Here is a 16,242-nt window from a genome sequence, read left to right on the forward strand (position 1 = left end):
CATCCTCGGCGTCCCCGTCGTGCGCCCCGTCGTGGCCGAAACCACCGCCCTCGGCGCCGCCTACGCCGCCGGACTCGCCACCGGATTCTGGTCCGACCTCGACGAACTCCGCGCCAACTGGCAGGAAGACTCCCGCTGGACACCCAACATGGAAACCAGCGAACGCGAACGCCAAATGCGCCTCTGGAAAAAAGCCGTCACCAAAACCTTCGACTGGGTCGACGACGACGTCAAATAACACCCAACAAACCGACCGTGCCCCCGTCACTCACACGACGGGGGCACAGCTGCCTTCAGCGGGCTGAGGCTACAGGTTCGCGAGTACCTCGCGCATGAGGTTGGCGGTCTCGCTCGGCGTCTTGCCGACCTTGACCCCGGCGGCCTCGAGGGCCTCCTTCTTGCCCTGCGCGGTGCCGGCCCCGGAGGACACGATCGCGCCGGCGTGGCCCATCGTCTTGCCTTCCGGTGCGGTGAATCCGGCGACATAGCCCACGACGGGCTTGGTGACGTGTGCCTTGATGTAGTCGGCGGCACGCTCCTCGGCGTCCCCGCCGATCTCGCCGATCATCACGATCGCCTTCGTCTCGGGGTCCGCCTCGAACGCCGCGAGGGCGTCGATGTGGGTGGTGCCGATGATGGGGTCGCCGCCGATGCCGATCGCGGTCGAGAAGCCCAGGTCGCGAAGCTCGTACATCATCTGGTAGGTGAGGGTACCCGACTTCGAGACGAGGCCGATCGGCCCCTTGCCCGTGATCGTGGCAGGCGTGATGCCCACGAGGGACTCGCCGGGGGTGATGATGCCCGGGCAGTTCGGCCCGATGATGCGGGTGGTTCCGCCCTTGGCCTTGGCCGTGGCCCAGAACTCGGCCGAGTCCTGGATGGGGATGCCCTCGGTGATCACAACGACCAGCGGGATCTCGGCCTCGATGGCCTCGAGCACTGCGTCCTTCGCGAAGGCCGGCGGCACGAAGACGATCGACACGTCGGCGCCGGTCTTCTCGATCGCCTCGGCGACGGTGCCGAAGACGGGCAGCTCCACACTGTTTCCGTCGCTGCCGGCGTGGGTGACGGTGGTGCCTGCCTTGCGGGCATTGACGCCTCCGACGACCTTCGTGCCGGCCTTGAGCATGAGGGCGGTGTGCTTGGTGCCCTCACCCCCGGTGATGCCCTGCACGATGACCTTGGAATCCTTGTTCAGAAAGATAGACATTGTTCCGCGCCCTTACTTCGAAGCCAACTCGGCGGCCTTGTCGGCGCCTTCGTCCATGGTGTCTGCGAGCGAGACGAGTGGGTGGTTGTAGTCGGCCAGGATCTGGCGCCCCTCCTTCACCTTGTTGCCGTCGAGGCGCACCACGAGCGGCTTGCTCGCCGTCGACCCGAGAGTCTTGAGGGCGCCGACGATACCGTTCGCCACCGCATCGCAGGAGGTGATGCCGCCGAAGACGTTCACGAAAACGCTCTTGACCTGCGCGTCGCCGAGGATCACGTCGAGGCCGTTGGCCATCACCTCGGCGGATGCCCCGCCTCCGATGTCGAGGAAGTTGGCCGGCTTGGCGCCGCCCCACTTCTCACCCGCGTAGCTCACTACGTCGAGCGTGGACATGACCAGTCCCGCTCCGTTGCCGATCACGCCGACCGCGCCGTCGAGCTTGACGTAGTTGAGGCCGAGCTTCTTGGCCTTCGCCTCGAGCGGGTCCTCGGCGCCGGAGTCGACGAGCGCCTCGTGGTTGGGGTGGCGGAAGTCGGCGTTCTCGTCGAGCGAGACCTTGCCGTCGAGGGCCACGATGTCGCCGTCCTCGGTGAGCACGAGCGGGTTGACCTCGACGAGCGTGGCATCCTCGCCCTTGTAGACCTCGTAGAGCTTCACGAAGACGGGGGCGACCTTGTCCACGATCTCGGCCGGGAACTTCGCGGCGATCGCGATCTCGGTGGCCTTCGCGAGGTCGATGCCTACGAGCGGGTCCACCTCGATGCGGGCGAGGGCCTCCGGGCGCTCGACGGCCAACTCCTCGATCTCCATGCCGCCCTCGAAGCTCGAGAGGGAGAGGTACGAGCGGTTGGCCCGGTCGAGCAGCACCGAGAAGTAGTACTCCTCCTTGATGCGGGCGCCGGCGGCCACCATCACGCGCTTGACGGTGTGGCCCTTGATGTCGAGGCCGAAGATGGTCTCGGAGACGTGCGCAGCGTCATCAGGATTGTGCGCGACCTTGACGCCGCCAGCCTTGCCGCGGCCTCCGGCCTTCACCTGCGCCTTCACCACGACGGTGCCGCCGAGCTTCTCTGCCGCCGCCCGGACCTCGTCCGGGGTGTCGGCGATGATGCCGGCTAGAACAGGCACTCCGTACGACTCAAAAAGGTCTCTTGCCTGATACTCGAAAAGATCCACGCTGCTTGTCCAATCCGCAGGTCGTTTGTCTGATGGGCCACTGAGCTCTTGCCGCACCGGTGTTCGCATGCACTGTCTCGACGCCGAGATAGTTCGACGTCAAGACACTTGGGCCACCAAGAACTCTACTCTCGGCTTTCCTGTCGGCTCGCCGTATGGCGGGCCGGAGGCGCGAAACTTCTCCCGTTCTTACATTGCTCACGGCACCGCGCCCCACAATGGTTCCATGCCACTCATCGATCTCGGCGGCGAAGGCGTGCTGCTCGCCGGCGGCGGCAGGGCCATCCTGCTGCAGCTCGCCGACCCCGCGATCGGACATGCCGTGGCCGAGCACAGCAGCTTTGCGGCCGACCCGCTGCGACGCCTGCGCAACACGCTCACCTACGTCTACGCGCTCGTGTTCGGCACGCCGGCGCAGATCGCGAAGGTCACCGCGATGGTGCACCGCGCCCACGAGCCGGTGCGTTCCGCCAGCTACGACGCCGGCGACACCCGCCTGCAGTTGTGGGTCGCCGCCACGCTCTACGACACCGCGACCGTGCTGCACTCGCGCATCTTCGGGCCGCTGACCGACGCGGATGCCGACGAGGTCTACCGCGAATACGCCGTGGTCGGCACCGCCCTGGGCATGCCGCCCGAGCTATGGCCGCCCGGCCGTGCGGCATTCCGGGCCTACTGGGACGCCCGTCTTGCCGAGCTCCGCGTGGACGACGCGGCGCGCGGCGTCTGCCGCCAGCTGCTGCATCCGAAGACCGGCCCGCTCTGGCTGCGCGCGGTGATGCCGGCGGCCCGGCTGGTGACGGCCGGCCTGCTTCCGGCTGAGCTCCGCACCGCCTACGATCTGCCGTGGGGCGCCCGGCGCGCCAGGCGCTTCGACCGCTTCCTGCGCGTGACCGCGTTCGTCTACCCACGGCTCCCCCGCAGCCTGAGGCACTGGCCGAAGAACCACTACCTCCGGGCTCTCGGCTGACTCCCGCATCCCTGCCCCTCTCTTGCCCTTCCGAAATCCATGCATTTCGTGCCGCCACGCCGCTCAGGTTCACGCTCACGCGGAGTGTTGATCAGAAACGCATGCATTTCGGAACGGGCAAGGGATGCGGGCAAAGGGGCCGGGCGTCAGGCGAACGCGCGCAGCGCGGCGCCCACTCCGACGATGACCAGCAATACGGCCTGGGGCGCGAGAGCGACGAGGCCGAGCAGGAAGCCGGCCAGCGACAGCCTCGATCCCCACAGCGCGGCATCCGCCCTGAGAATCCGACGCGAAACCAGCCCGAGGATCACCGCGACGACGCCAAGACCGGGGCTCACCGGCGAACTGATCGGGATCGTCGCGACCGACGCCACGCCGGCCAGGAGCGCCAGGATGGCGGGAACGGAGAAACCCCGCGCGGACATCGCCGCCCGGTTGCCCGGACCGGTCGTGTACCCGCCCTGCGCCATCGCGCCTCCTCGGTCGCTTACTATCGGTCGCTTACTCGAGCATAGTTCAGCACATGTTCGGAGGGACGTCGACAACTGGCGCACGGTCACCGGCGCGTTGGTGACTAAGTCGCGCGCTGTCGGCGAACTGGCGCCCGGTCGACGCGGGAGCGGCTACAGCTTCTCGATCGGGCTGATCTTGATGAGCAGCCGCTTGCGCCCAGCCGACTCGAACTGCACCTCGGCAACGCTCTTCGGGCCGACGCCGGTCACTGCCGTCACCCTTCCGTCGCCGAAGTCCACGTGCCGGATGCGGTCGCCGGCGGCGAGGGTGAGGTCGCCGTTGTCGCGCACCGTGTTCGTGACCTTGTTGGCCCACTCGGTCTTCGGTTGGGCGGCGCGGGCCGCACGCGCGAGAGCGGTCGCGCCGGGGCCGACCGACCCCGCATAGCCGGAGCCGAGCGATGGACCGCCCGAGGACGATTCGACGCCGAAGCCGCCGCGGCGCGCGTTGAGGGCGCGCGGCTGGGTGCCCCCGCGGGAGTTCGCCATGCCGGGCGACTGCCGCCACTCGATGAGCTCCGGCGGGATCTCCTGCAGGTAGCGCGACGGCATCGCGACCGAGACGTCGCCGAACTGCGCGCGCGTCATCGCGAGCGAGAGGTAGAGCTTGCGGCGCGCGCGCGTAATTCCGACGTAGAAGAGCCGGCGCTCCTCGGCCGGTCCGCCAGGCTCGTTCGCGGACATCCGGTGCGGCAGCAGGTCCTCCTCGATGCCGGTGAGGAACACGGCCTCGTATTCGAGTCCCTTCGCGGTGTGGAGCGTCATGAGCGAGACGGTTCCGCTCGAGTCGTCCAGGTCATCCGCCGCGGCCACGAGCGAGGTCTCGGTGAGGAAGTCGAGGAGGGTGCCCTCCGGGTTGTTCTTGTTGAACTCCTTGGTCACCGCCACGAGCTCTTCCACGTTCTCGGCGCGTGCCTCGTCCTGCGGGTCGCGGGAGGCCCGCAGCGCCTCCACGAACCCGGTCTTCGTGAGCAGGGCGGTGAGGATGTCCGCGACCGGGGCCGTGTCGGCGGTGAGCGCGACCTCGTCGAGGGTCGCCCCCAGGCGGAGGATCGCTCCCGTGATCTTCGGGCCGAAACTCATCTCGTCCGCGTGCCGCAGAGCCTCGCGGAGCGTCACGCCGTGATGATCGGCATAGCTCTGCAGCGCCGCCTCGGTCACCCCGCCGATGCCGCGCTTGGGGGTGTTGAGAATTCGCCGCAGCGCCATCGGGTCGGCCGGGTTGGCCACCGCGATCAGGTAGCCGAACGCGTCCTTGATCTCGGCCCGCTCGTAGAACTTGGTGCCGCCGAGCACGCGGTAGGGCAGCGCCGAGCGGATGAAGATCTCCTCCAGCGCTCGGGTCTGGGCGTTGGTGCGGTAGAACACGGCCATGTCGCGGTACTCGAGGCCCTGTGCGTGCAGTTCGGTGATCTCGTCCGCGATGAACTGTGCCTCGTCGTGCTGGCTGTACCCGGTGAATCCAACGATCTTGTCGCCCTCGCCGATGGTCGTGAACAGCTTCTTGTCTTTGCGGTCGAAGTTGTTGGAGATCACCGCGTTCGCCGCGCTCAGGATGTTCTGCGTCGACCGGTAGTTCTGCTCGAGCAGCACGACCTTGGAGTTGGGGAAGTCGCGCTCGAACTCCACGATGTTGCGGATGTCCGCCCCGCGGAACGCGTAGATGGACTGGTCGGAGTCGCCGACCACGGTGAGGGATGCCGGCTCGAGGTGCTTCGTCGGGTTGCTGAGCAGGGAGCCGTCGAAGCCAGTCGCATCCACCAGCAGGTCGGTGCGGGGCGGCTGGGTGAGCTCGCGGATGAGCGAGTACTGCGCGTGGTTGGTGTCCTGGTACTCGTCGACGAGGATGTGCCTGAAGCGTCGCTGGTAGAGCGCCGCGACCTGTGGGAAGGCCCGGAAGAGGTAGACGGTCTGCCCGATGAGGTCGTCGAAGTCGAACGCGTTGGCGCTCGACAGGCTACGCGTGTACTCGCGGAAGATGTCGAGGAACACCCGCTCCTGCGGGTCGTTGAAGTTGGCGCCCCTGGCGTAGGACTCCACGTCGCTCAACTCGTTCTTGAGCTTGGAGATCTTGCCGGCCACGCCGCTCACCGTGAAGCCGAAGGTGTCGGCATCCAGGTCTTTGATGATCCGCTTGATGAGGGCCCGGGAGTCGGCAGAGTCGTAGATGGTGAAGTTCTTGCCGAAGCCGAAGTGCTCGGCCTCGCGGCGCAGGATGCGCACGCACGCGGAATGGAAGGTGGAGATCCACATGCCCTGCGCGGCCTGCCCGAGCAGCGCCTCGACCCGCTCGCGCATCTCCGCGGCGGCCTTGTTGGTGAAGGTGATGGCCAGGATCTGCGACGGCCATGCCTCCCGGGTCTCGATCAGGCTCGCCACGCGGCGGGTGAGCACGCTCGTCTTGCCCGAGCCTGCCCCGGCCACGATGAGCAGCGCCTGCCCACGGTATTCAACAGCCTCGCGCTGCTGCGGATTGAGCCCCGCGAGAAGCGGAGACTCGGTGGGCTCAGCCGGATCCAGGATGAAGGTCATAACCGACCCAATTGTAGGGCGCGCCACCGACGGTGCTGCGAAGGCGCTGGTGAGCGGCATCCGCTCCCGTCCGCTCCCCTACGCTGAAACCGAGCCCCTGGGAGGCAAACTGCCCGCGTCTTCGCCCGATCGTGACTTCGACGTCGTCGTGATCGAAGCCGGCCCCGCCCGAACCACCGCCGCCCGGCGAGCCGCGCAGCTCTGCGCCAGCGTCGCCGTACTCGACGCCGTCAGGGCCTGGGAAGCGCCGACCAGAGCGCGAGAATAGCGGAGAACCCGGCGAAGCCGAACACGAGGCAAGCGAGATAGACCAGGGTGGGGCGGTGGCGCTCGGAGAAGTCCGGTGTCGCTCGTCTCGTTCTCAACCAGAGGTAGGCCATCGGGCTGAGCGCGGCCCACGCCGGATTCAACCCGGCGAGGGTGGCCCCCCGCGACGCCAGCGTGGCTTGGTCCGACCACGCCAGGAGAGAAGTGAACGCGCGCTTGCACAGCACCAGGGTCACGATGAGAGTCCACGACATGAATCCAGTGAGAAGCAACACCAGAGTCAGAACTCCGTAGACGAAGAGCGACGAGAGCGCGATCATCTCGACCGACGCCGTTCTGGTCGCCGGGCGGTGGAGTTGGCCTGGTGGGCGACCACATTGGTTGGGCCGGCCCTGCAGCGGAACGTTCGGCTGCTCGCGCGAGGTCACGGGGTCGCTCATGGCTGAAGAATACTCGCTACGCTTCGCCCTGACGCTCCCCCGTTCGGCCGACACTCCTGCGTCGCCCGGCTTCGCCCAGAGCCCACTCGACTTGGCTCAGCGAACCGTGAGCCGACTCCCATTGAGTGGCGGATGGCCGCTCAGAATGCAGTTCGCCTACCCCGCGGCGGCGATCAGTGCAGCGCGCGCCGCGATCGCGAGGTCCGGCTGGTCGGCGAACACCCCATCCACTCCCGTGTTGTAGATCACCTCGAACTCGCGCCGCCAGTCGCCGAACTCGTCGGCCGCCTCGCCTCGCCGCAGCGGCTTCGGCAGAAACTTGTTCTCCGCCCGCAGCGTCCAGCAGAACACCGTGAGCCCCGCCGCGTGGGCGCGCGCCACGAGGTCGGTCACACCCTCGGCGGATGTCGGGGCCCCCTTCGGCAGGATGAGCCGCTTGTGCACGCTGATGCCGTCGACCTCCGCGGCGAGGTCGGCGAGCCCGCCGCGAGTGAGGTAGGCGGAGTACGGCGACGCCCTCCTCCCCTTCGCGGCCACCTCGTCGGCCGGGGCGCCCTTCGCGTCGATCAGGTACACGAGCGTCGCGGCGACCCCGCGCGCGCGAATGGCGAGCAGCACGCTCTTCTCGAAGCTCTCCACGGTGAGGCGGTCGTCATCCGTCCAGTCGGCGGCGCTCAGCTCGCTCGCCAGCAGCACGTCGAGCGGAAGCCCGATCGACTCGAAGTAGGCGGCGTGCTTCACCTCCACGACGAGACCCACCCGGCGGGGCGCGCCGTCGACCAGTTCGAGCAGGTCGGCGAGTCTCAGGATGCCCTGCTCCCCCGCCGCCTCCTCGTTGCGCGGACGCACCTTCGGCAGCCGCTCGCGCGCGTTCAGCGTCGCCAGCTCGGCCCAGGTGAAGTCCTCGGTGAACCAGCCGGTGAGCTTCGAGCCGTCGATCGTGCGTGTGGCCCGCCGGTCGGCGAACTCGGGCCGGCTCGCCACATCCGTGGTTCCGGAGATCTCGTTCTCGTGCCTGATCACCAGCACGCCATCCTTCGACGCGACCACGTCCGGCTCGAGCGCATCGGCACCCTGCTCGATCGCGAGCTCGTATGCCGCGCGAGTGTGTTCCGGTCGATAACCGCTGGCGCCCCGGTGGGCGATTACGAGTGGGAGAGAGTTCACGCTGCCACGGTACGGGACGCACAAAGACAGCAGTTGAACTGGGGGTAATCTCAACGACATGGGGAAATGCGCGAACTGCGGGGAGGCGCTGCGTCCCGCATGGAAGTACTGCATCAAGTGCGGGATGCGCGTGGCGCAGGCCGAGGACGACATCCCCGGCGCCATCCGGCCGGAGCCGGAACCGGCGCGGCGCAAGCGCCCGGACCCCATGCTCGCGTTCGGCGCGATCATGGCCGTCGTGGGGCTCGCCCTTATCGTCTGGGTCGCCATCGTCGTGTTCACGCCCCGTGGCTGAGGAAGCCGCCGCCTGGCGGGAACCGGCCAGGGCGCTGCCGCTGCGTTGGGGCGGATACCGTGGGCGCTACGTCGCCGCCGTCGCACTGCTCCTCGCCGGCGGGCTCCTCGTGCAGGCGGCCTCCGTCTACGCCGGATACCTCCTGGTGGGCGGCCTCGCCGCGCACATCGCCGGGTGGATCATCCTGCCCGCTCGCGGTCCGCGCCGGGTGGCGATCGCGCTGCCGAGCGCCCTCGCCGTCGGCTCCCTCCTCTTCGGATCGGCGGGCAGCATCCTGCTCGTGATCCCTCTCGCCGGTTGGCTCTACCTTCGCCAGCGCCCGGCAATCGCCTACCTCGTCACCGTGTTGCCCGTGCTGGGCGGCCTCGTGCTCAGCCAGCTCTACCCGCAGTACGGTCACGGCGCCATCGTCGTCGGGGTCTCGACTGTCGTGCTCGTGACCTCCGCCTGGCTCGGCCGGTCGATAACAAAATCGAGGCCAATCTCCAGCCAGAGCAGAGTAAAGGTCCGCTAATCTTGAGGCATGGCCTCATCGAATCCGGCATTCAACAATTCCCCAGCGTTCTCCGATCGCGCGAACACCGCGGGGAAGTTCCCGATCACTCCGGCTCCCAGTACCGAAGGGATGACGGCCGAGCAGCTCACCGAGCTGTACAGCCGGCCGTCCGCCACCCCCGTCGAGACCGACCGGATGACCTACGAAGACACGATGGTGAAGGTCGTCGTGAGCTTTGCCATCCTGCTTGTCGGCGCGGCCGTCGGCTGGATCTTCCCCGTGCTCGCCATCCCGGCCGCGATCGTCGGCTTCGTGCTCGCGCTCGTCAACATCTTCAAGAAGAAGCCGTCCCCCGCGCTCGTGCTGAGCTACGCGGCCGTTGAGGGCATCTTCGTCGGGGGCATCACGAGCTTCTTCGAGTCGCACTACCCGGGAATCGCCCTCCAGGCGGTCATCGGCACCCTCGTCGTCGTCGGTGTGACGCTCGCGCTCTTCGCGAGCGGCAAGATCCGCGCGTCCAAGAGGGCCACGAAGATCTTCCTCATCGCGATGGTCGGCTACCTGGTCTTCTCCGTCGTCAATGTGATCCTGATGGCCACGGGCGTGACTTCGGATGCCTTTGGCCTGCGCAGCGCCCCCATCCCGTTCCTCGGCGGCCTCCCGCTCGGCGTCGTCCTCGGGGTGCTCGTCATCATCATGGCGGCGTACTCGCTCGTGCTCGACTTCGACAGCATCCAGAAGGGCGTGCAGCGCGGCGCCCCGCGCATCTACGGCTGGACCGGCGCCTTCGGCATCATGGTCACCGTCGTCTGGCTGTACCTGGAGATCCTGCGCCTGCTCGCCATCCTGCGCCGCTAGCCAGATCTGAAAAGGGCCGTCCTTCGGGGCGGCCCTTTTTCGTTGCCCGCGTGCGTGGCACCTGGCGCCCGGTCGCGAACAGGGCCAGTTCGCGCAATCGGGGCCAACGCGTTGGCCCCGATTGCGCACACTGGCCCGACTGCGCGTTCTGGCCGGATTGCGCACACTGGCCCCGAGGAGGATTGCGCCGGCGGCGCTCTCGTGCCTAGGGTCGGACTCATCGAGCGGCCGACGACAGCGGAACGGGGTGTGAAGTGGCCCAGCTCATCTACACCGTCATCGCCTCCCTCGACGGGTACGTCGCGGATGCCGATGGCGCGTTCGACTGGAGTGCGCCGGACGAGGAGGTGCACGGCTTCGTCAACGACCTCGAGCGACCGGTGGGCACGTACCTCCTCGGACGGCGGCTGTACGAGGTGATGGTCGCGTGGGAGCACCTGGATGTTGCGGGCGAACCCGAGGTGATGCGGGAGTACGCGCAGCTGTGGCGCGCCGCCGAGAAGGTCGTCTACTCGACGACTCTCGAAGCGGTGTCGAGCGCCCGCACCCGCATCGAGCGGAAGTTCGACTCCGGTGCGATCCGGCGGATGAAGGCGACCGCCGAGCGGGACATCTCGGTGGGCGGCCCGGGCCTGGCCGCGCACGCACTCCGGGCCGGCCTCGTGGACGAGGTGTGCCTGTTCGTCTCGCCCGTGGTGGTGGGCGGCGGCACGCCGTTCATGCCGCACGGCGTCCGCCTGCAGCTGGAGCTGCTCGGCGAACGCCGTTTCGGCAATGGAGTGGTGTTCCTGCGCTACCGGGTCACGCAGTGACCCGGATCAGCCGACCTCGGCCGGCACGCGCAGCTCCAGGTCCAGGAGTACACCGCAGTGCTCGGGCCGCAGGGTCGCATCGTCATCCCTATCGAGATCCGCAGGAAATTCGGTCTTGAACCAGGCACCGTCCTCAACATCTGGGCCGAGGATGGCAAGGTGCATCTCAGAAGCAGGGCCGCCGCCCGCGCCTCTGCCAAGAAGCTGTTCAAGGATGCCCGCGGCCGCCTTGGCGGAGAAAACCTGGTCGACGAACTGATCGCTGAAAGACGGGCGGAAGCAGCTCGCGAACTCGCCGACGAGGACTGACGCACATGTACGTTCTCGACGCTTCCGCCCTTCTGGCTTACCTCAACGATGAACCGGGCGGCACTGAGGTGGAGGCGCTTCTCGACGACGCCCTGATCTCAGCGGTCAATCTTGCCGAGGTACTTCAGAAGGCGACACGAAACGGCATCAGCGCGACGCAGCTCGCCACCGACATCTCCGGCATGGGAGTGCATTCCGTGGCCTTCGACGCGAGCATGGCAGCGATGAGCGCAGAGCTGTGGCCTCGAACCACACATCGAGGCCTCTCGCTGGCCGACAGGGGATGCCTGTCGTTGGCGGCTCAGCGCAATGCGATCGCCGTCACAACCGACAAGGCCTGGGTCGGCTTGCACCTGCCAGGCATCGACATCCGCCTCGTAACCCGCTGAGCTCCTGCCCGCCCTACTCCCACTCGATCGTGCCCGGCGGCTTCGACGTCACGTCGAGCACTACCCGGTTGACCCCGGCCACCTCGTTGGTGATGCGATTGGAGATGCGGGCGAGCACGTCGTACGGCAGCCGGGTCCAGTCGGCGGTCATCGCATCTTCGGATGACACCGGGCGCAGCACGATCGGGTGCCCGTAGGTGCGTCCGTCGCCCTGCACGCCGACCGAGCGAACGTCGGCGAGAAGCACCACCGGACACTGCCAGATCTCCTCGTCAAGGCCGGCGGCGGTGAGCTCGGCACGCGCGATCGCGTCCGCCTTGCGCAGCAGCTCCAGCCGGTCGCGGGTCACCTCGCCGACGATGCGGATGCCGAGACCGGGTCCCGGGAACGGCTGGCGGCCCACGATCACCTCGGGCAGTCCGAGCTCGCGTCCGATCGCACGCACCTCGTCCTTGAAGAGGGCGCGCAGCGGTTCGACGAGCGTGAACTGCAGGTCTTCCGGCAGGCCGCCCACGTTGTGGTGGCTCTTGATGTTGGCGGTTCCCGTGCCTCCGCCGGACTCCACGACATCCGGGTACAGGGTGCCCTGCACGAGGAAGTCGATGGACGCGCCGTCGCCCTGCGCCTCGAGCACGAGCGCCTCGGCGGCCGCCTCGAACGAGCGGATGAACTCCCGGCCGATGATCTTTCGCTTGGTTTCCGGGTCGGTCACGCCGGCAAGCGCGTCGAGAAACTGGTCGACGGCGTCGACGGTGACGAGCCGCACGCCCGTGGAGGCCACGTAGTCCTCCTCCACCTGGCGCCGCTCATCCTGGCGCAGCAGGCCGTGGTCCACGAAGATGCAGACGAGCTGGTCGCCCACCGCCTTGTGCACGATCGCCGCGGCGACGGCGGAGTCGACCCCGCCGGAGAGCCCGCAGATGACGCGGGACGAGCCGACCTGGGCGCGGATGCGGTCCACCTGTTCGGCGATGACGCTTCCGCTGTTCCAGTCGGCCGGGATGCCGGCTGCGCGGTGCAGGAAGTTCTCGAGCACGCGCTGGCCGAACTCGGAGTGCTTCACCTCGGGGTGCCACTGCACGCCGTAGAGCTTGCGCTCGTCGCTCGCGAACGCGGCGACCGGGGTGGAGGCGCTCGAGGCCAGCACGGTGAAGCCTTCCGGCGCCTTGGAGACCGAGTCGCCGTGGCTCATCCAGGTGGTCTGGTTGTGCGGCTGGCCGGCGAGCAGGGTGCTGTCGCCGTCCGCGAGCGTGACGGCGGTCGAGCCGTACTCGCGCAGGCCGGTGTTGGCCACCTCGCCGCCGAGCTGCTGCGCCATCACCTGGAATCCGTAGCAGATGCCGAGAACGGGCACGCCGAGCCCCAGGATGCCCGGGTCGAGGGTGGGCGACCCAGCCTCGTACACGCTCGACGGCCCGCCGCTCAGCACGATTCCCGACGGGTTGAGGGCGGCGACCTCCGCCGCGGTGATCGTGTGCGGCACGATCTCGGAGTAGACGTTCGCCTCGCGCACGCGGCGCGCAATCAGCTGGGCGTATTGTGCGCCGAAGTCGACGACGAGGACGGGCTGCTGCGCGGTCACGCGCGGCGTCGACTTAACGATTGGTGGCCTCCGGGGTGGTGACGGTGGTGGGCGCCGGCTGTTCCAGTTCGGCGAGTTCGTGGTGCACGCGGCGCGTGATGAAGTGTTCGACGATGAAGGAGAGGAACGGCACGACGCCGCCGAGGGCGATCTGGATAAAGCGGCTGAACGGCCAGCGCATGAGGCTCCAGAGCCGGAAGTCGCAGAAGAGGTAGACGACGTAGAGCCAGCCGTGGGCGATGAGGATGCCGGTGGAGAGGTTGACGGCGCGCACGGTGCCGTCCGGCACGAGGGCGATAAACCCGTTCGGGCCGCCGAGTTCGATCTCGCGGTGAATGGGCGAGTACTTGAACAGCATCTCGAGCACGAGCAGCAGCAGCAGGGTGCCGGTGACGTAGGCGGAGATGCGGTAGAACGTGAGCGCTCCCCGGATTGCGGGAACGTCGGAGGCCTTGGGGCGAAGGGGCATTGCCCTAGTTTACTTCGCTCGCTTCCTCCTGCTCGCGCTCCCAGGCATCCTTCACGAGGCGATACCAGAGGAACATCGCGAAGCCGGCGAAGACGACCCATTCGACGGCGTAGAACACGTTGAGGAGGTTGACCTCCACGTCGGAGGACGGCTCGGGGGAGTCGATCACGGTGAGGCCGCCGGTCGGGGCGGCCGAGATCAGGTAGCCGCCGTAGACGCCGGCCGGGTCAGTGTGCTTCCACAGGTTGATCATCGCGCCGGGCGAGACTGTGGTGAGCTTGCCCCTCTCGAAGTCGGAGTCCTGCGGACTCTCACTCGGAATGTACCGGCCGGTGATGGTCTCCGTCGCCGCGGGCTGGGTGGCGTCGATCGTCGAGAGGGCGGCCTTCGCGCCCTTCTGGGTGGCCGACCAGCCGACGGCCGCGACGAGCCCGGCGCGAGCGCCGGCGCTCGGCGTCGGGTCGACCGAGAAGTGCCCGACAACCCAGTAGCCGGCGACCCCCCTGTTGAGGCGGTCGCTCACGATCACGTAGTCGCCGGGCACCCAGGCGCCGGTCGCGGTGACGAGCTGCGCGGTCGCCCGGTCGGTGACCGGCGATTGGGGTTGTGCCACCGAGGTGAGCGGCACGATCGTCTCGGTATCGCGGTGGATGACCGTGCCGGTGGCGACGCTCCTCGCGAACTGCCACTGGCCGAGCGCGGCGAACCCGGCGGCAAGGGCGAGCGCGAAAACAAGCGCCGCGATCCAGCGCGGGCGACGGGCTACTGACCACATGTCTTCAGTACTCCGGGTCTCTCGTGCGCTCGGAATGCTCGTCCGATTGCTGCATTGCCTGCTCGATCAACCGTTCGGCCGCCGTCGACGCCGCCTCCGGTTCGCCATGTTCGAGCCCCTCGGTCGCGGCCGCGACGAGGGCGATGTTCTCCTCGGCCATGAGCGGCCGCGCCTGCGGCTTGGGCTTCTTCTTGGTGCGCAGGATGACCGCGCCGATCTTCTCCGAATTGGCGGCGAGGATCGGGCCAGCGATCGACATGATCAACACGTAGAGCCCGGCGAACGGCACGATCCTCTTGTCGAGTCCGGCACTGATCGAGAGGGTCGCGAGGATGAGGGCGAACTCGCCCCGGTTCTGCAGGATCGCCGTCGCGTTGATTCCCGCCTGCGGCCCGAGCTTGTTCAACCACGCCACGAACTGCCCGGCGATGACGTTCAGGATGAAGGTCATGAGCACCGCGCCGAGAACCGGCACGAGAACGGTCGAGAACTCGGAGGCGTTGAGCGTCAACCCGAAGTTGAGGAAGAAGAATGCCCCGAAGACATCCCGCATCGGCAACGACAGGTGTTCGACCTTGGCGCGGTACTTCGTCGCGCCGAGAACGAGCCCGATGAGGAAGGCGCCGATCGCATCCGTCACGCCGAGCAGTTCGCCGATGCCGCCGAAGGCGACGGCGAGCCCGAAGAACAGGATGGTGAAGAGCTCGTCGTCCTTCGTACGGAACAGCCGCGACACCCACTTGCCACCCCAGCGCGCGATGGTGAACATCACGACGAGGAAGAGGAACGAGACCCCGAGCTTTCCGATCACCGGCCAGATGGCGGTCTCGCCGCTCAGCACGACGCCGACGATCGCCAGGTAGATCGCGATGAAGATGTCTTCGACGACGGTGACGCCGAGGATCATCGGCGTCTCTTTGTTGGCGAGACGATTGAGCTCGATGAGGAGTTTCGTGACGATCGCGCTCGACGACGTCGCGGTGATCCCGGCGATGATGAGCGCCTCGCGGGTGCCCCAGCCCACCCAGAAACCGAAGGCGAGGCCCACGGCCATGTTCACGAGGATGTACGAGCCACCCGAGACGATGAGCCTGCCGGCGTTGCTGAAGAATTCGTCCTGGTCGAACTCGAGGCCGAGGTTGAAGAGCAGCAGGATGAGCCCGAAGATGGCGATGAGCTCGATGCGGCCGGAGTCGAAGTTGAGCGGGAACCAGCCGGTGTGCGGGCTGGCGAGCAGCCCGACGAGCATGTACACCGGGATGGCGGGCAGCCCGATGAGCTTGCCGAGCCGACCGAAAACATAGGCGATGAGGAGGAGTGCCCCGAGAATCGCGAGCTCTTCGCCCAGGTGCACGCTAGCTAGCCTCCGGGCGGAGCGTCTACAGGCGCCTTTGCCCCCAGTGACAGCTCGCCCGTGCGATAGAAGTTGAAGGCCTTCGTGACCTTCTCCGGCGATCCGGCCACCACGAGGGTGTCACCCGGGAAGACCTTGAAGTCGTCCGCCGGGGCCGGGTTGGCCGAGTCGCCCCGCACGACGGCGACGACCGTGAGGCCGACGACGCCGTGGGAGGCGAGGTTGCCGAGCTGCTGCCCGGCGATGTGGTCGTCGTAGTCGACGGTGAACCAGTCGATCGAGAGGCCCGGGATCTGGTCGAGCTTGTCGAGGCCCTCGGTGATCCGGGTTCCCCCGAGCAGTTCGGCGAGGGTGTGCGCCTCGTCTTCACTCAGGCGAAGGGAGACCTTGTTGGCGTCCGATCCGTCTTCCTCATCGGCGAAGGTGATGAGGTCGCTGTGCCCGGACCGATGGGTGATGACGCCCGCCTTGCCTCCGTCGGCGGTGACGAAGGTGTGCAAGACCCCCACACCGGGAAGCTTGACCCGTCGAACGTCGACCATTGCTCTGACTCCCTCAAAGGATTTCGCATTCGTTGATGCGGCAACCAGTCTATCGGGGCCCGCCTGAGCGAGTCCCGGCGTTCGCGG

Annotated in this window: 18 protein-coding genes and 1 pseudogene; 8 read left to right on the forward strand and 11 right to left on the reverse strand. The window is 67.7% G+C overall.

The window, feature by feature from the left end:
• Nucleotides 1–238 (forward strand): annotated as a pseudogene (locus VIM54_RS10840) (glycerol kinase); the annotation flags it as partial.
• 69 nt (nucleotides 239–307) lie between these two features.
• Here the strand turns inward: VIM54_RS10840 and sucD are convergent.
• Entirely contained in the window at nucleotides 308–1,210 is a 903-nt protein-coding gene (sucD, locus tag VIM54_RS10845; RefSeq protein ID WP_331901234.1) for a succinate--CoA ligase subunit alpha, read from the reverse strand.
• A gap of 12 nt (nucleotides 1,211–1,222) precedes the next feature.
• The gene (sucC, locus tag VIM54_RS10850; RefSeq protein ID WP_331901235.1) at nucleotides 1,223–2,386 is read right to left on the reverse strand and encodes an ADP-forming succinate--CoA ligase subunit beta; all 1,164 of its coding nucleotides are present in this window, start codon (nucleotides 2,384–2,386) and stop codon (nucleotides 1,223–1,225) included.
• Nucleotides 2,387–2,612: 226 nt separating this feature from the next.
• Here sucC and VIM54_RS10855 point away from each other — a divergent pair, with 226 nt between their 5' ends.
• Nucleotides 2,613–3,356, forward strand: coding sequence for an oxygenase MpaB family protein (locus tag VIM54_RS10855; RefSeq protein ID WP_331901236.1), 744 nt, complete (start codon nucleotides 2,613–2,615; stop codon nucleotides 3,354–3,356).
• A 146-nt stretch (nucleotides 3,357–3,502) separates the two neighbouring features.
• On the opposite strand, the gene VIM54_RS10860 is transcribed toward VIM54_RS10855, so the two are convergent.
• The 4 genes from VIM54_RS10860 to VIM54_RS10875 all read right to left on the reverse strand — a co-directional run bounded on the left by VIM54_RS10860 (nucleotide 3,503) and on the right by VIM54_RS10875 (nucleotide 8,274).
• Nucleotides 3,503–3,826, reverse strand: a complete 324-nt coding sequence (locus tag VIM54_RS10860; RefSeq protein ID WP_331901238.1) for a hypothetical protein — start codon at nucleotides 3,824–3,826, stop codon at nucleotides 3,503–3,505.
• Nucleotides 3,827–3,979: 153 nt separating this feature from the next.
• Nucleotides 3,980–6,400 (reverse strand): ATP-dependent helicase, encoded by a 2,421-nt coding sequence (locus VIM54_RS10865; RefSeq protein ID WP_331901240.1) that lies wholly within the window; start codon nucleotides 6,398–6,400, stop codon nucleotides 3,980–3,982.
• 230 nt (nucleotides 6,401–6,630) lie between these two features.
• Nucleotides 6,631–7,107, reverse strand: coding sequence for a hypothetical protein (locus tag VIM54_RS10870; RefSeq protein ID WP_331901242.1), 477 nt, complete (start codon nucleotides 7,105–7,107; stop codon nucleotides 6,631–6,633).
• A gap of 156 nt (nucleotides 7,108–7,263) precedes the next feature.
• Nucleotides 7,264–8,274: a glycerophosphodiester phosphodiesterase family protein gene (locus tag VIM54_RS10875; RefSeq protein ID WP_331901244.1), complete on the reverse strand. Its 1,011-nt coding sequence runs from the start codon at nucleotides 8,272–8,274 to the stop codon at nucleotides 7,264–7,266.
• A gap of 58 nt (nucleotides 8,275–8,332) precedes the next feature.
• Here VIM54_RS10875 and VIM54_RS10880 point away from each other — a divergent pair, with 58 nt between their 5' ends.
• The 6 genes from VIM54_RS10880 (at nucleotide 8,333) to VIM54_RS10905 (ending at nucleotide 11,433) form a co-directional block, all read left to right on the forward strand.
• Nucleotides 8,333–8,569 carry a zinc ribbon domain-containing protein gene (locus tag VIM54_RS10880; RefSeq protein WP_331901246.1) on the forward strand — a complete coding sequence of 79 codons (237 nt, stop codon included), beginning with the start codon at nucleotides 8,333–8,335 and terminating at the stop codon, nucleotides 8,567–8,569.
• Complete coding sequence (locus VIM54_RS10885) at nucleotides 8,562–9,083, forward strand: hypothetical protein (RefSeq protein WP_331901247.1); 522 nt, start codon at nucleotides 8,562–8,564, stop codon at nucleotides 9,081–9,083. The genes VIM54_RS10880 and VIM54_RS10885 overlap by 8 nt, the downstream gene beginning before the upstream one ends.
• A gap of 9 nt (nucleotides 9,084–9,092) precedes the next feature.
• Complete coding sequence (locus tag VIM54_RS10890) at nucleotides 9,093–9,923, forward strand: Bax inhibitor-1/YccA family protein (RefSeq protein WP_331901249.1); 831 nt, start codon at nucleotides 9,093–9,095, stop codon at nucleotides 9,921–9,923.
• 254 nt (nucleotides 9,924–10,177) lie between these two features.
• Nucleotides 10,178–10,735, forward strand: coding sequence for a dihydrofolate reductase family protein (locus VIM54_RS10895; protein ID WP_331901251.1), 558 nt, complete (start codon nucleotides 10,178–10,180; stop codon nucleotides 10,733–10,735).
• A gap of 57 nt (nucleotides 10,736–10,792) precedes the next feature.
• Nucleotides 10,793–11,044: an AbrB/MazE/SpoVT family DNA-binding domain-containing protein gene (locus VIM54_RS10900; protein WP_331901253.1), complete on the forward strand. Its 252-nt coding sequence runs from the start codon at nucleotides 10,793–10,795 to the stop codon at nucleotides 11,042–11,044.
• Between the two features lie 5 nt (nucleotides 11,045–11,049).
• Nucleotides 11,050–11,433 carry a type II toxin-antitoxin system VapC family toxin gene (locus VIM54_RS10905; protein WP_331901255.1) on the forward strand — a complete coding sequence of 128 codons (384 nt, stop codon included), beginning with the start codon at nucleotides 11,050–11,052 and terminating at the stop codon, nucleotides 11,431–11,433.
• Between the two features lie 13 nt (nucleotides 11,434–11,446).
• On the opposite strand, the gene guaA is transcribed toward VIM54_RS10905, so the two are convergent.
• Genes guaA through VIM54_RS10930 form a run of 5 tightly spaced genes read right to left on the reverse strand, consistent with a single transcriptional unit; the run spans nucleotide 11,447 to nucleotide 16,155 of the window.
• Nucleotides 11,447–13,015: a glutamine-hydrolyzing GMP synthase gene (gene guaA, locus VIM54_RS10910; protein WP_331901257.1), complete on the reverse strand. Its 1,569-nt coding sequence runs from the start codon at nucleotides 13,013–13,015 to the stop codon at nucleotides 11,447–11,449.
• 13 nt (nucleotides 13,016–13,028) lie between these two features.
• Nucleotides 13,029–13,484: a DUF3817 domain-containing protein gene (locus tag VIM54_RS10915; protein ID WP_331901259.1), complete on the reverse strand. Its 456-nt coding sequence runs from the start codon at nucleotides 13,482–13,484 to the stop codon at nucleotides 13,029–13,031.
• Nucleotides 13,485–13,488: 4 nt separating this feature from the next.
• Nucleotides 13,489–14,259, reverse strand: coding sequence for an SURF1 family cytochrome oxidase biogenesis protein (locus VIM54_RS10920; RefSeq protein WP_331901261.1), 771 nt, complete (start codon nucleotides 14,257–14,259; stop codon nucleotides 13,489–13,491).
• A gap of 4 nt (nucleotides 14,260–14,263) precedes the next feature.
• Complete coding sequence (locus tag VIM54_RS10925; RefSeq protein ID WP_331901263.1) at nucleotides 14,264–15,613, reverse strand: cation:proton antiporter; 1,350 nt, start codon at nucleotides 15,611–15,613, stop codon at nucleotides 14,264–14,266.
• A gap of 5 nt (nucleotides 15,614–15,618) precedes the next feature.
• Complete coding sequence (locus VIM54_RS10930) at nucleotides 15,619–16,155, reverse strand: cation:proton antiporter regulatory subunit (RefSeq protein ID WP_147783426.1); 537 nt, start codon at nucleotides 16,153–16,155, stop codon at nucleotides 15,619–15,621.
• Nucleotides 16,156–16,242 lie beyond the last annotated feature (87 nt).

The organism is Lacisediminihabitans sp. (assembly GCF_036569425.1).
Classification (GTDB): domain Bacteria; phylum Actinomycetota; class Actinomycetes; order Actinomycetales; family Microbacteriaceae; genus Lacisediminihabitans.

Bases quoted from the DNA above. Each gene is read 5' to 3' on its own strand.
- sucD (WP_331901234.1), bottom strand. From the start codon at position 1,210: ATGTCTATCTTTCTGAACAAGGATTCCAAGGTCATCGTGCAGGGCATC.
- VIM54_RS10855 (WP_331901236.1), top strand. From the start codon at position 2,613: ATGCCACTCATCGATCTCGGCGGCGAAGGCGTGCTGCTCGCCGGCGGC.
- VIM54_RS10860 (WP_331901238.1), bottom strand. From the start codon at position 3,826: ATGGCGCAGGGCGGGTACACGACCGGTCCGGGCAACCGGGCGGCGATG.
- VIM54_RS10865 (WP_331901240.1), bottom strand. From the start codon at position 6,400: ATGACCTTCATCCTGGATCCGGCTGAGCCCACCGAGTCTCCGCTTCTC.
- VIM54_RS10870 (WP_331901242.1), bottom strand. From the start codon at position 7,107: ATGAGCGACCCCGTGACCTCGCGCGAGCAGCCGAACGTTCCGCTGCAG.
- VIM54_RS10880 (WP_331901246.1), top strand. From the start codon at position 8,333: ATGGGGAAATGCGCGAACTGCGGGGAGGCGCTGCGTCCCGCATGGAAG.
- VIM54_RS10890 (WP_331901249.1), top strand. From the start codon at position 9,093: ATGGCCTCATCGAATCCGGCATTCAACAATTCCCCAGCGTTCTCCGAT.
- VIM54_RS10905 (WP_331901255.1), top strand. From the start codon at position 11,050: ATGTACGTTCTCGACGCTTCCGCCCTTCTGGCTTACCTCAACGATGAA.
- VIM54_RS10915 (WP_331901259.1), bottom strand. From the start codon at position 13,484: ATGCCCCTTCGCCCCAAGGCCTCCGACGTTCCCGCAATCCGGGGAGCG.
- VIM54_RS10920 (WP_331901261.1), bottom strand. From the start codon at position 14,259: ATGTGGTCAGTAGCCCGTCGCCCGCGCTGGATCGCGGCGCTTGTTTTC.
- VIM54_RS10930 (WP_147783426.1), bottom strand. From the start codon at position 16,155: ATGGTCGACGTTCGACGGGTCAAGCTTCCCGGTGTGGGGGTCTTGCAC.